This window comes from Vibrio floridensis (assembly GCF_021852965.1).
Lineage (GTDB): Bacteria > Pseudomonadota > Gammaproteobacteria > Enterobacterales > Vibrionaceae > Vibrio > Vibrio floridensis.
In genome coordinates, this window is record NZ_JAKGCY010000001.1 from 211,831 (window position 1) to 226,002 (window position 14,172).

Annotated in this window: 8 protein-coding genes; 6 read left to right on the forward strand and 2 right to left on the reverse strand. The window is 48.7% G+C overall.

All coding sequences use genetic code 11. The annotated features are described in order from the left end of the window. Positions 1–12: 12 nt before the first annotated feature. The 3 genes from LZU85_RS00890 to LZU85_RS00900 all read left to right on the forward strand — a co-directional run bounded on the left by LZU85_RS00890 (position 13) and on the right by LZU85_RS00900 (position 4,055). Complete coding sequence (locus LZU85_RS00890; protein WP_237286128.1) at positions 13–660, forward strand: glutathione S-transferase family protein; 648 nt, start codon at positions 13–15, stop codon at positions 658–660. Positions 661–1,032: 372 nt separating this feature from the next. Beyond that, positions 1,033–1,989: a substrate-binding domain-containing protein gene (locus LZU85_RS00895; protein ID WP_419795954.1), complete on the forward strand. Its 957-nt coding sequence runs from the start codon at positions 1,033–1,035 to the stop codon at positions 1,987–1,989. Next, the gene (locus tag LZU85_RS00900; RefSeq protein WP_237286130.1) at positions 1,989–4,055 is read left to right on the forward strand and encodes a GGDEF domain-containing protein; all 2,067 of its coding nucleotides are present in this window, start codon (positions 1,989–1,991) and stop codon (positions 4,053–4,055) included. Before LZU85_RS00895 ends, LZU85_RS00900 begins: the two co-directional genes overlap by 1 nt. A gap of 50 nt (positions 4,056–4,105) precedes the next feature. On the opposite strand, the gene LZU85_RS00905 is transcribed toward LZU85_RS00900, so the two are convergent. Continuing rightward, a complete protein-coding gene (locus LZU85_RS00905; RefSeq protein WP_237286131.1) occupies positions 4,106–5,869 on the reverse strand; it encodes a sigma-54-dependent Fis family transcriptional regulator in 1,764 nt (587 codons plus the stop codon). A gap of 238 nt (positions 5,870–6,107) precedes the next feature. Here LZU85_RS00905 and exaC point away from each other — a divergent pair, with 238 nt between their 5' ends. Continuing rightward, positions 6,108–7,628 (forward strand): acetaldehyde dehydrogenase ExaC, encoded by a 1,521-nt coding sequence (gene exaC, locus LZU85_RS00910; RefSeq protein WP_237286132.1) that lies wholly within the window; start codon positions 6,108–6,110, stop codon positions 7,626–7,628. A gap of 134 nt (positions 7,629–7,762) precedes the next feature. On the opposite strand, the gene paeA is transcribed toward exaC, so the two are convergent. Then, entirely contained in the window at positions 7,763–9,076 is a 1,314-nt protein-coding gene (paeA, locus tag LZU85_RS00915) for a polyamine export protein PaeA (protein ID WP_237286133.1), read from the reverse strand. 498 nt (positions 9,077–9,574) lie between these two features. On the opposite strand from paeA, the gene LZU85_RS00920 reads away from it, so the two are divergent. Then, entirely contained in the window at positions 9,575–13,312 is a 3,738-nt protein-coding gene (locus tag LZU85_RS00920; RefSeq protein WP_237286134.1) for a M66 family metalloprotease, read from the forward strand. A 208-nt stretch (positions 13,313–13,520) separates the two neighbouring features. Then, on the forward strand, positions 13,521–14,027 hold the full coding sequence (def, locus tag LZU85_RS00925) for a peptide deformylase (RefSeq protein WP_011081780.1): 507 nt from the start codon (positions 13,521–13,523) through the stop codon (positions 14,025–14,027). Positions 14,028–14,172 lie beyond the last annotated feature (145 nt).

Consider the following 14,172-nt stretch of genomic DNA (forward strand, 5'->3'; position numbering starts at 1 on the left):
CAGGGAATGACGATGAAGTTGTACATAGGAAATCAAAACTACTCGAGTTGGTCGCTCAGAGCATGGGTGATGTTTGCCACTTACAACCTTGAGGTGGAAGTGGAAAAACTGGCGCTGTTCACTCCTGAGTTTTATCAAGCTCTGGAAGGCATTACGCCAACGGCGAAAGTACCGACGCTGGTGGATGGGCCGTGCACGGTTTGGGACTCTTTGGCCATTTTGGAGTACGTCAATGAAACACAACTGGCGGGTAAAGCGTGGCCTGACGATCGCGCCTCAAAAGCCAAAGCACGTGCGCTTGCGTGTGAAATGCATTCGGGTTTTCAAGCTCTGCGCAATGAGCTGCCGATGAACTGTCGGGCAAAACGCAAAGTGATGCTTTCAGCGCAAGCTGGGAAAGACGTTGCGCGCATTGATCAAATTTGGTCGCAGCAGATGGCGGCTCACCCTCATGCTTGGCTGTTTGGCGAGTGGTCAATTGCCGATGCGATGTTCGCGCCTGTGGCGCTGCGTTTTGAAACGTATCAAATCCCGCTCTCGGAAACCGCTCAGCTTTATCAGAACAAGGTGCTGGCGAGTGCGCCAATCCAACGTTGGTTGGCGGAGGCAGCGTTGGAAACCGATATTGTGGAGGAAGATGAAGCGGGAGAGCCGATTTAGTCGCCATTCTCGTATCGCTAGTATGGAAGCAGATAACACGGTTTGTCTGCTTTTCTTTTTGTCTTCTATCTTCTATCTTCTTCCCTAGCCCCTAGCCCCTAGCCCCTAGCCCCTAGCCCCTAGCCCCTAGCCCCTAGTCCCTAGCTCCTCCCCTTTATCTTTAAGTCCATTTATTTTGTGCGGTTATTTATCTGGTAAACACCGCTAAAGAGGGTGCTTTTTCTTAAAAATGCACCTAAAAAAGATATGAAACCGATTGCTTTATGATGTATGTCAAATTGTGGTTAAAAAATCCGAGCTGATTTGGGGCAGGGTATATAGTTAAAAGGTCAGCAGTACGTCGTGCCTATAACTAAGTTGCTCGGAGGAAGCATCGGAATGCGCCATCTCATGCTAATGATCCTGTTGTTCTTTTCATCTTGGGTTAGTGCAAGCAATCCAACCCTCGTCTATTTGGTTTCCGACATGCGCATTCCATTTTGGCAAATCATGTGGGGAGGGATTGAGGATAAGTCTCAGCAACTGGGTTATCACTCGGTGGTGTTTAGTGCCGAAAACGACGCCAAGACAGAGCTTGAAAACGCGATTGAAGCGATCAATCTGAAACCTGCTGGAATCATTGTTTCACCCACCAATTCTTCTGCGGCGGTCACCATTCTTAAAATGGCCGAACAAGCGAACATTCCAGTGGTTATTAGCGATATTGGCACAGAGAGCGGCCAGTATGTCAGTTACATCGAATCCGATAACTATTCTGGTGCGTATCAACTGGGCAAGATCCTCGCCAGTGCGATGGAAAACAAAGGCTGGTCGAATGGTCAAGTTGGGGTCATCGCCATTCCGCAAAAAAGGCGCAACGGCATGGAGCGTACCGACGGATTCTTAGAGGCGACGAAAGAGGAAGGTTTACGCGTGGCGGCTATCTTTCAGCAACGCGATTTCAGTTATCAAGAGACCTACATTTACACCCAGAAGCTACTGCATGACTTCCCAGAGATACGAGCAATCTGGTTGCAAGGCTCGGATCGCTACCAAGCTGCCATCGATGCCATTGATTCATTGGCGAGAAAGGATCAAGTGATGCTGATTTGTTTTGATGCAGAACCTGAATTTGTCGAGATGATTCGCAAGCACCAGTTGGTCGGTGCTGGCATGCAGCAGCCATTTCTGATGGGAGAGAAGGCCGTTATGGCTATGCACATGCATCTAGAAGGAATGTCCGTCAACAAAAAGCAGTTAATCGACGTACTCGCGGTGTCGAGCACCAATGTGGAACAGTTACTTGCCACCATAACGCGCAATGTGCTTGGCCAAGATGAGGGTGACTGATGAGAGATTGGCTGGCTTCTCTTCATAGTAAACGTTCACTAACCCTGTTTCTCAGTGTCAGCCTGATTTTTACTTCATCTGTGGTGTTCGTTCTTTATGGTGTGTACAGCTACTCCTTAAGAAGCGAGCATATGGAAAATGAAATTCGTGGCCAAGCGGAGGAGAGTGCCACACGTTTAAGCTCAACCATCGCCGGTTACATCGAAAGTTATCAGATCCACGAATATGACAAACTGCTTTATACCGAACTGACCACGTCCAATCACTATGCGTTACTCGCCATCTTGGTCGATAACTACCAAATGACGGAACTCACTGGTCAGCAGAGTTACGTGACTGGCTACGTGAAATTACCGTATTCCGAAATTGTCGAGTATCAACCAAATCTACTTCAACAACAGCCCATCTTAGACAACGCTTTGTACAAAAAGAGCGTGACGATTTATAACCAGAATAGAGAGTCGATTGGGCGTGTTGATGTCTATGTGACGGGAGAGCTTTTGTTGTTGGAAAAACGCCATCTTTTGCTCAACATTGTCGCCACCATCTTCTTACTGGTGGTGTTGCAAACTTGCCTCTCTTTATTCGGTATCAAGTGGATTTTGATTCGACCGCTGAATCAACTTTCGCATTCGTTGACGCAACGTGATTGCGATGGATTGCCCCTCAATAAGCTTAAAGTGTCACCCTACTCTGAACTGAAAGTGTTGACGCAAACCGTCAACGGCATGTTGGAAGTCATCTCCGCGACAAGAGACAAACTGCATGTGGAGCATGAACGGCTAGAGAACGTGATTCGTGGCACCAACGCGGGTACTTGGTATTGGAACGTTGAAACGGGAGAGACGCGTTTTAACGGTCGATGGGCAGAAATCATTGGTTATACGCTAGAAGAGATTTCACCGGTTTCGATCGAAACTTGGCTCAAGTATGTGCATCCGAGCGATCTCAGAATGTCCCAACGCCGTTTGACGGACTACTTCGCAGGTAAAACCGATATGTACGAATGTGAAGTGCGAATGAAGCACAAAGATGGCCATTGGGTTTGGGTGATGGATCGTGGTCGAGTGGCGCAATGGAATGAAGATGGCAAACCGCTCGAGATGTTTGGCACTCATGTGGATATCAGCGAAAGTAAGGCACGTGAACGGCAGCTCGAGTTGGCTGCCAATGTATTTAAGTATGTGCATGAAGGCATTGTGATTACCGATAGCAAAGGCAGCATTGTTGATGTGAATCAGGCGTTTACCTATATATCGGGCTACGAAAAATCGGAGCTGCAAGGCCAAACGCTTAAGTTGCTGAAATCGGGTATGCATGATGAAGATTTTTATCATGACCTGTGGGAGTTGCTGCTTTCACGTGGTTACTGGCGTGGCGAAATTTGGAACAGACGTAAAAATGGCGAGGTGCGCCCCGATCTGCTGACCATCAGCAAAGTAGAAGACAGGCGTGAAGATGAAGTTCGTTTTGTGGCGCTTTTCTCGGATATTTCCGCGTTGAAAGAGCATGAGTCTCAGTTAGAAAAAATCGCTCACTACGATCCTCTGACAGAGCTCCCCAATCGCTTATTGCTTAAAGAGAGATTACTCAATGCGATGGAGCGTTCACGCCGTTATAAACACCATTTAGCGGTATTGTTTCTCGATCTTGATGGCTTTAAGCAAGTGAACGACACTTATGGCCATGATGCGGGTGACGATGTGCTCTATCACGTGGCCGCACGAATGAAAGATATGGTACGAGAAGGCGACACGTTGGCGAGATTGGGTGGCGATGAGTTCATCATTTTGATGCCCGATGTGCGTGACAGTTATGACGTTGAACCCATTGCGCAGCGTTTTTTACAATCGGTGTGTCACCCTATCTCGATTGGCCATAATCAGATTTCTCTCTCCGCCAGTATTGGTGTTTCGATGTACTTTGGCGAAGAAAATCTCGATTCTGATGTGCTCATTCGCCGAGCCGATCAAGCCATGTATCAAGCGAAGCTCGCTGGGAAAAACTGTTACATGTTTTACTCGGGGGAGAACCCAATCGAGCAATTTTCCCGTACAGACAAATAAGCATCCTTGTGTCCAGATCCCGAACGAGCGCACCAACATAAGAGCGATGTTTAGCTCAGCATCCCAAGTGCTTTGAGTTTGCGATAGATCGTATTCCGGCTGATGCCAAGCAGTCGTGATGTTTTACTGATGTTACCTTGTGTGGCCTGATAGGTGTTAACCAGTGACTCTTCGACGGTTGATCGAATGTTTTTGACGTGTTGTTCCTCAGTGGCCGTCAGTGCTGGGATTTGTCCAAGCTTATTGGCCAAATGAGGTGGAATATGGTCAAACGTCAGTAAGTGCTCCCCTTGTGCCATGAGAGCAGCGACTTTCAACATGCTGTCGAGCTCACGTAGGTTGCCCGGCCAATCATAGGCGAGTAAAAGAGTCATTAAGTGAGGGCAAAGTTGCTGCTCTGGTTCGCTGTAGCGACGATGGATATGCTCAATTAAAGCTTGTTTGTCGCAGCGCTTGGCAAGGCGAGGCAGTTCGATGACCAATCCATTTAAACGGTAGTAAAGATCTTGGCGGAACTGACCAGTCTGCACTAACTGATCCAAATCTTTGTGTGTGGCGGCAATGATCTGAGTGTCTACTTGTACGCTTTGATTCGAACCGATCGGCAGTACGGTGTTGTCTTGCAGCACATGCAGTAATCGGCTCTGTGCTTCTAATGGCAAATCAGCAATTTCATCGAGAAAAAGAATGCCTTTGTCTGCTTGGCGAATTTTACCTTGGTAGCCTTTGCTATTTGCCCCCGTAAACGCCCCTGCGGCGTAGCCAAACAGTTCGGATTCAATTAGGTCTTTGGGTAACGCCCCGCAATTAACGGCAACTAACGGTCCTTGCTTTCTTTGGCTATTTTTGTGCAGTGCTTTGACAAATTCGTTTTTACCCACCCCCGTTTCGCCAAGGATCAGTAAGCGAATGTCTTTATCGATGACGCGATTGGCTTGTTGCCAACAGTGTTCTACTTGGCTATCTCCGAAGTGCAGATCGTTTGATGGGCTAATGGTGCGGCTGCGGCGCTGTTGGCGTATGAGGGTTTTTGTTTCAAAGACCAAAGTGGGTGTGGTTTTGTTTTGGTTTAAAATGGCCTCCAGCGAGCGTCCGATGACAATCTCCTGTGCCAGCAACTGTCCTGCCACTTGGTTGTGAGCCAAAATTTGTCCCGATTCGTCGGCAATCAAGATGCCCTGCCAGCCACTGTTGAGCAGAGATTTCTCACAAGCAAGATCCACTCGAAAATGACCATCTGGGATCTGATTGAGTAACTGATTTTCAACCAGTTGTACCATGTTTTGTACCAATACTTGGGTAGAGAAATCGTGCTGTTGCTGTTCGCTGGTAATATCCAAGATGCCAATGAGCGTACCCGTATGATCAAACAGTGGGCTGGCTGAGCAACTAATAAAACGGTGATGTTGGATAAAGTGTTCATCTCCAATCACGCTTACTGGTTTTGCCTCAACCAAAGCGGTGCCAATGGCGTTGGTGCCTTTCAATCGCTCTTGCCAACAAGCGCCGGAGCTCAGAGCGATCTCGGTGAGTTTTTCACGAAACTTGGGTTGTCCCCAACTGCCGATGATCACGCCTTGGTTGTCGGTTAGAATCAAACGGCTATCAGTGTGAGCAAACAGTTGGTTAAACAGAGGCAGAGCAAGCTGTGTTACCGCCTCAATGAGGCCATGGTGCTGTTGCTGGCGATCTTTTAGCATTGCAGGGGTTAGCCGAACATCCTCAGGGCGACGACGCTGTTTTAAACCGGCTTGTTCACTTCTGTCCCACGAGCTGTTCAGCCAGTTGGGCTTGCTAACATGTTGAAGTTGCATACTGTTCCATTCTGCCACAGTTTGGGTGTACCAATTTGGAACAGTTGAACAGCGCGTATCACGCCACTCGTTATTCCATTCTCGACAAACCTAAGTTGTTATCGTTTGGTAATCATAGTTTTACATTTAATTAACAACAAGCGTTGTGTTTCTGGCCTGTGACTTGCGTTATGGCTTAGGTAAAGCAGTGCGAATCGACACTGTGTTTTAAACCAAACGAGAAACAAAAGGACGAGTTATGATTTATGCACAACCAGGTAGTGAAAACGCTGTCGTGAATTTCAAAAGCCACTATGACAACTACATTGGCGGGGAATGGGTGAAACCGGTGAGCGGTGAGTATTTCGATAATATTTCGCCGGTTAACGGTCAGGCTTATTGTAAAGTGGCTCGCTCAAGCGCGGCGGACATTAACTTGGCCTTGGATGCGGCGCACAGCGTTCGTTATCAATGGGCGAAAACTAGCGTGACGGAGCGTGCCAATATCTTGCTGAAAATCGCCGATCGCATTGAAGCGCATCTCGAAGAGTTGGCGGTGGCGGAAACGTGGGAAAACGGCAAACCTGTACGTGAAACGCTGGCGGCAGATTTACCGCTGGTGGTCGATCACTTCCGCTATTTCGCCGGGTGTATTCGTGCGCAAGAAGGCAGCGCTGCGGAGCTGGATGCCAATACCGCGAGCTACCACTTCCCAGAGCCGATTGGCGTGGTTGGGCAGATCATCCCTTGGAACTTCCCTATGCTCATGGCGGCATGGAAACTGGCACCCGCGTTAGCGGCAGGCTGCTGCGTGGTTCTTAAACCAGCAGAACAAACACCGACCTCAATTCTGGTGCTGATGGAAAAGATTGGTGATCTCATTCCCGCTGGCGTGGTCAACGTGGTCAACGGCTTTGGCGCAGAAGCAGGCCAAGCACTAGCCACCAGCAATCGCATTGCCAAACTGGCGTTTACCGGCTCAACCGAAGTGGGTAATCACATACTTAAATGTGCCGCGGAAAGCTTGATTCCATCAACGGTGGAACTCGGCGGTAAGTCGCCAAACATCTACTTCCCTGATGTGTTTGATTATGAAGATGCTTATCTGGACAAATGCATTGAGGGCACTCTACTTGCCTTCTTTAATCAAGGCGAAGTGTGTACTTGCCCTTCACGCGTGCTGGTTCATGAGTCGATTTACGATCAGTTCATTGCCAAAGTGGCAGAGCGTGCCAAGAGCATCAAACAGGGCAACCCGCTTGATACCGACACTCAAGTGGGTGCCCAAGCGTCGCAAGAGCAGTTTGATAAGATATTGAGCTACTTGGAAATCGGTCGCCAAGAAGGGGCAAAAGTGGTGTTTGGTGGTGAGATTGCCAAGCAAGAAAACGATCTAGCGACCGGTTACTACATCCAGCCGACTTTGCTGCAAGGTCACAACAAAATGCGTGTGTTCCAAGAAGAGATTTTTGGCCCGGTGATCGCGGTGACAACCTTTAAAGACGAAGCTGAAGCGCTGGCCATTGCCAATGACACTGAGTATGGCTTAGGCGCTGGTGTGTGGACTCGCGATCAAAACCTAGCCTATCGCATGGGGCGTAACATTGAAGCGGGCCGGATTTGGATCAACTGCTACCACGCATATCCTGCACACGCCGCATTTGGTGGTTACAAAAAATCGGGCATTGGTCGTGAAACTCACAAGATGATGCTAAATCACTACCAAAATACCAAAAACTTGCTGATTAGCTACGATGTGAATCCGTTAGGTTTCTTCTAAGCGAACTGGCATTTTATACGACCAAGAAGCCCCTGACGAATGGGGCTTCTTTCTTATTGTGGTCGTTTACACCAGATAAAAAATCAGCCAAAGCGAAGGGCAATGGCTGATGAAATGGGTTGTGAGTGTTGACGTTACTCCTCGTGGCTTGGATGAGTCTCCACTTCCACACGAGTAACCAGCAGTTGGTCAACTTTGTAGTTATCAATGTCCACCACTTCGAACTTGTAACCAGAGTAAATGATGGCATCCGTTCGACGTGGGATCTTTCTTAGCATGTACATCATAAAACCAGCAATGGTTTCGTAGTTCTGCGGGTGTGGGAACTCATCAATGTTCAACGCACGCATCACATCGGTGATTGGCGTCACGCCATCCACTAACCAAGAGTTCGGGTCGCGTGCAACGATTTGCTCTTCGCCTTCGGCCAGCACCCAAGTGCCCATAACGGCGCTTTGCAGATCGTTAAAAGTGACAATGCCCAACACCAGTGCGTATTCGTTCATGATCACGGCAAAGTCAGCGCGGGTATTTTTAAAGTAATCCAACGCTTCAGAGAGGCTCAAAGTGTCAGGAATAATCGGACAACTCTGCACCATGCTGCTGTCTTTGACGTTTAATGTGTGCCCGTTAATCAAACGAGTAAGCAGTTCTTTGGAATCGATGTACCCTTTGATGGCATCGAGTTGACCATCACACACCAGAAACTTGTGGTGAGGATCTTCGGCGATTTTCTTTCTCAGCGTCTCTTCATCGTCTTCAAGCGACAGGAAGGTCAGGCTTTCGCGTGGCGTCATGGCTGAGGTGACGGGCACAGACTGCATTTCAAACACGCTTTCCATCATTTTTTGTTCGCCACGATCGAGCACGCCCGCTTCAGCGCCCGCATCCATCACTGCATAAATATCGTCAGAGGTAATGTCGTCGTTACGCTCAGCAGGAATGCTCAGCAGTTGGAAAATCAGATTGGCTAAGCCGTTAAAGACAAAAATAAATGGCTTGAGAATGGTGATACAGACCAACATCGGGCCGACCAAGGTCATGGCGATTTTTTCTGGCACCGCCATGGCGATGCGTTTGGGCATTAAGTCGGCAAACAAAATAAACATGCTGGTGACTAAAAAGAAGGAGAGGAAAAAACTCACCTGTGCCAACCAAGCCGCAGGGACGATACCGTCAAGAGCGGCTCGGATGTGAGGGGTAAACGCAGATTCACCGACGATACCGCCCATGATGGCAACAGCGTTGAGGCCAATTTGCACCACAGTAAAGAAGTTACCCGGATTGGCTTGCAGTTCAAGCACATTGGTGGCGCGCACATCGCCTTCGTCAGAAAGCTGCTTTAAGCGAATTTTTCTGGCGGCGGCAAGTGCAATTTCCGACATAGAAAAAAAGCAGCTGGTTAAGATCAAGGCAAAGATGATGGAGAGATTCTCAAATAGGCTCATGGCGAGTTTCCAAGTTTTCTTCAGGGTTACCACACCGAATGAATGGGAGAGAAAGGGCGTGGTCTGTCTGCTAAACAAATGAGAGGTTCGGACGGGATACTCAGCAAGCGAGATACTGGCTGTTTCTGCTTATTGGTTCGAGTTCGCCTCGGCCTTGGTATTCTATACCTAAGCCGAGAAGAGATGAAGCTGCTCACCCATTTCTCATGGTGATTTTTGTGCGCTAAAATAACATAAATTATTGAATTGCATGGTATTTATAAATCCAATGAATTATTGACTGAACCTCTCAGATTGAATCTTTTCAGTATGGCATTTTGGAACTGCACTCTCATTCCGTTCAATCTTCATTTTTAAGTTGCTTGTCTCATAAATGATAATTAAATCCTAACCTACTTATTAATAACGATATTTCTTAGATTTTCAGAGAGATATTGTGGGTTAGTGTTGCCTAAATTTGGGCTCAATCTATTCAAATAATAATGAGATAAGCCAATCATGAAGAAAAAACCACTGACACTTCTCATAGCGGGGCTATTGGGAAGCACTGCTGTGTGGGCGCAACCTGAGTTGACGCTGGTACAGATCGGAGAGAAAACCGTCGAGCGTCTGGAATCGATCAAAGCGATGGCTGAACGCGGCGAAGGCGTGTTTGAACGCAATGGCGAACGTTGGATCAATTACCGGGGTTTTGAGTACCGTCTTAGCTACAAAAATGATCTTAAGTTCCCATTTTTGCCCTACCAAGGCGGCGATGACACACCGTATCGTAATGTGATCGATTTTGTCGATCAAAGCTGGGAATTCATGATGTACGACGGTGGTTTTTACCTGATGAGCCTTGAATTCGGTGTTTACGAATCGGATGAGCAAGGCTGTTTTGTTGAATACATACCTGCGGCACACGGATCGAAGCGTGCAGATGGCAGTTACGTTTGGGAGCGTGATGTTATTTACCGAACAGAAACCAACGATTGTGGTGCTTTGGTGAAGCCTGCCATCCATTCTGTCACGGTATCGAGTGTCTCGGATGTGGGCGTATCGTTTGATTGGTTAGGTCAAAACGAGTCGGACACGACGCAGCTGACCTTGACCAATGTGAGTGACGGCAAGGATGTTCGCCATTATGACGCCGTCTCGGCGGGTTTTTTCATCGGTGGGCTCCAGCCTGAAACACAATATGAGATGGCGCTGCGTTCTTGCAATCCAGTGGATTGCGCCGAGCCACAGGTGGTGCGTTTCACCACTCAAGCCTCTCGCGTTGGCTTTGCCGATGAGATCCCAACGCCTAACCATTTGCAAGGCAGTTTAGAAGGCGGTTTGGGCATCACGCAAACGCACACTTCGGTCGCGCCAAATGGCAATGAGCTGACAGGGCAAGGCCATTTGGATGTGATCATGAACCGCGAAGCGATGCTGCTTTTCACGCCATCGCAAGGCGAAGAGATCAACCAAGTGCGTGCAGAAGTGCTCCTTGATGGCGAGGTGATTCACAGCAGCTTGATGTTGCCGCCAAGCGCTCTGGCTGCGTCGGATCAGCCTGACAATGGACGCATGAAAGTGGTGTTTTCTCATCATGCTTGGTCGCTGCCACTGCAATGGAACTGGATGAAGCCGGGTCTATCGCTGCGCTTGACCGACAACTTAGGCCGTGAAGGGGTATTGAGCCAAGGGGAGATCCAATTTGGTGGCGCGCCAGAGTTGGTGATCCAAAACATCGACATGGGCATGCTTATCGAGCCGCGCAATCGCAATACCATGATCCAAAACTTACCGACGCTTGCAGCGGATTACTTCCAGAAGATCCCTGCCTCCAAGTTGGTGATGGCCGATTACACGCCAGCGCATTTTCCGATGGTGACGATGCCAAACGGCGTGGTGTACACCGATAAAAGTGCCAGCACTGGTGGTTGGCACAGTGGCGATATGCGCGAAGCGATTGGTAAAGCCATGGTTTCAACGGGCATCAACAATGCCAACGTCGGCATTTTAACCAGCGCAGGTTACTCACAGCAGTACAACCGACGCTTCAATCACATTACTGCCCATACCAACGTTGGGGTTTACACCAAAAAAGACACCGATTTACCGCAAGTGATTGTGCATGGGGGCAGTGGTGGCGGTGGTATTGTCACGCTAGAAGCCACCACGGGTAATGAATGGTCACATGAACTTGGCCACAACTATGGATTGGGGCATTGGCCGTATATGGCGTCGATTCACGATATGGAATCGGGCTGGGGTTGGGATGCTTTCCATCAACGTTTTATCGGCAACCTACATTGGACAGGCGATGTGTATACCCAACAACAAGGGGACGACATTGTACCGCCATTCAAAGATGCATTCCGATTTATGCGTGATGCGCAAAATGGTGGTGAAAATGAAAGAGTGGGTACGATTAGCCGTTTTACCCTTGAGCACCCTGCACAGTCGCGCAAAGCGCAGCGTTGGATGAATAACGGTTTTAATCTTGATAACAGCAGCCCGAGCGGTTATGTGCAGTGGGATCAGGCCGCGCAGCGCTATCAAACGGTCGAGACCGACACACCTAAACCACAACAAACGGGTGTAGCTGTGATGACGCTATTGGGTATTTATGACCCATATAACGAAAACCCAAGCCAAATTTATCCGCTGGTTTACTCCAATTACGGCAATGTGTTTGAACTGCCGCAAGGCGTTCAAGGGGCGTTCCAGCCAGAGGGTTGGCAGCCTGTGGCAGATTTAACCCCAGCGGAGCTTGAGAGTGATAGTTGGCAAACCTTGCGCATGGATGGTGAGCAGCAACGTGTGTGTAAGTTTACCTTCCAAGCGGCAAACGGTGACAGCGCTGTCTTTGTTGGCGGTGTGGATCAAAGCACCGATCGTTGTTCATCTGGCCGTGATCTCCAATGGCACATTAATTCCAACATGACATCGGCGCAAGGTGACTATGAGTTGCTTTCCAAGTACGGTCGTGGTGCGGTCACGTACACGCCTACACCAGAGGTGGGGGAAGTGACGCTCTGTACACTCAATAAGTCAGGCACCGATCACGATGGTGCGGGTTTTGTGGTGGGTAACAACTGTGAGCAAATCTCAGGCGTGATGCATAAGTATGGCAAGACCTGGCGCTACGCGCTACGTGGTGATGAAGTGCTGCGCCCTAGCTACCAGACTCAAGGTCAGTGCCAGTTAGATGTCGAGTTTGCTAATGGTGCCAGTGAGCGAGTGGTACTGAATGCCTCTCGTCATAGCGTTAATGACAGCAACAAATTTCACGTTAACTTAGCGATGGATAATGGTGTGCCAACGCAGGCCCGTTTAAGCTGTTCAGACAGAAATGGTGAGACTGAGCTAACGCGCTTCACCCCTGAGCAAAATCCACCGATTGCGGATCTCAAAGGGCCGATCATCATTGGCCAAGAGTATGGTTACAGCCAAGTGGTCGACATGGCCCCAACGTTTGCGCAAAACGACACGCTCCTAAACGAAGACTTCGCGACCATTGCTCAGTTTGATGCGTTTGTTGCTGAGCATTATGGCCGTGGATTGCTCAACAATGGCGTAACTCACGCTGAACGTCGAGCAGGCGCGCTGTATGTGTTCGCGAATCCAGAAACGGGCAGCCGCGACTATTTTGTTATGCGCACCGTGGAGGCTCAGGCTTTCCCGACCAATCAAACCAGCAATGGCGATTGGAAATACCTCGGCTCTGCAGATGACTACGTGAACTTCACCTTCAACCCGATTGCCTTCGATCGTGCAGAAGGTCTCCGCATCGAAGAGCGCGTGAAACGCTATTTTTCTGCCTCTCGTCTATTGAGTTGGGAAGAGCGCCACAGCACCGCGTGGGGGAGTACGGAAAACGCCGTTTTTGTTGGGCAAATCGAGGGTGAAAATCACTACTTCATCCAGAAACGCCCTGGCGAAGGAGAGGCATTCCCAACCAACGCTGCATCAAACCAAGATTGGTATTTCTTGGGTAGTGACAGCGCCATTAAAGCTTATCTGGATGAACTCAATCGTGATTTGGCGAGTTTTGAACGCGCTCTGTTGGAATGGTACCAACAAGATGCGATGGGCGTTTGGGGCAGTGATGGTCAACGAGGCAAAGTGAATGATATTTATCAATACGCTTTCCGTGGCGGCTACCATTACTACCGTCTAAAAACCACCAGTTACGGTTACTTCCCTTGGCCAACGGAGAATAACTCAAGCAACCATCAGTGGGCCTATTTAGGCCAGTTCTAATGATGAGTTAGTGGTACCAATCAAGCCAGTCTCGACGACTGGCTTTCTTTTTCTCATTTTTCAAGTTTTTGTGCCATTTTTCGCTTCGATGATGTGTGTTCAATGCCGTTGGCGAAAGCATTTGGCGTTAACCTGAGGTTTACAACGGCGGGAGAAACCACTATCTTACGCCGCGTTATTTTTATTCAACGGATAATTCAAGGACCCCATGGCTGTTTTAGAAATTTTAACCGCACCCGATCCACGACTACGCGTTCAATCTAAAGAAGTAACGGATGTTGCTGCAGTGCAAACTCTAATCGACGATCTGCTAGAGACGCTTTACGAAACGGATAATGGTGTGGGCTTAGCGGCGCCGCAAGTTGGCCGAGAAGAAGCCATTGTGGTGATTGATTTGTCAGAAAATCGCGATGAGCCGCTAGTGCTGGTGAACCCAAAAGTGGTCAGCGGCAGCAATAAAGAGATGGGTCAAGAAGGTTGCCTATCGGTACCAGACTACTACGCCGATGTTGAGCGTTACACTTCGGTGGTCGTGGAAGCGCTCGATCGTGATGGTAAACCATTGCGAATCGAAACCAGCGAGTTTCTAGCGATCGTGATGCAACACGAGATTGACCATCTTTCTGGTAATCTTTTCATCGATTATTTGTCGCCACTGAAGCAGCAAATGGCGATGAAAAAAGTGAAAAAACACAACAAGCTTCGTGCTCGCTAATTGAACAGTAAAAAGGCCGAGTTCAATTGAACTCGGCCTATTCCAGACGCGCAAGCGAAAGCGCCGTAAATGTGCATCGCATTGGATATAGCGACGTTGTATCGGTTTTCTTCCTAGATGTAAATGCCCTAAGATTAAAGTTCAA

Excerpts from the sequence above, each read along its gene's own strand:
- LZU85_RS00890 (WP_237286128.1), top strand. The coding sequence starts at position 13 with ATGAAGTTGTACATAGGAAATCAAAACTACTCGAGTTGGTCGCTCAGA.
- LZU85_RS00900 (WP_237286130.1), top strand. The coding sequence starts at position 1,989 with ATGAGAGATTGGCTGGCTTCTCTTCATAGTAAACGTTCACTAACCCTG.
- LZU85_RS00905 (WP_237286131.1), bottom strand. The coding sequence starts at position 5,869 with ATGCAACTTCAACATGTTAGCAAGCCCAACTGGCTGAACAGCTCGTGG.
- exaC (WP_237286132.1), top strand. The coding sequence starts at position 6,108 with ATGATTTATGCACAACCAGGTAGTGAAAACGCTGTCGTGAATTTCAAA.
- paeA (WP_237286133.1), bottom strand. The coding sequence starts at position 9,076 with ATGAGCCTATTTGAGAATCTCTCCATCATCTTTGCCTTGATCTTAACC.
- LZU85_RS00920 (WP_237286134.1), top strand. The coding sequence starts at position 9,575 with ATGAAGAAAAAACCACTGACACTTCTCATAGCGGGGCTATTGGGAAGC.
- def (WP_011081780.1), top strand. The coding sequence starts at position 13,521 with ATGGCTGTTTTAGAAATTTTAACCGCACCCGATCCACGACTACGCGTT.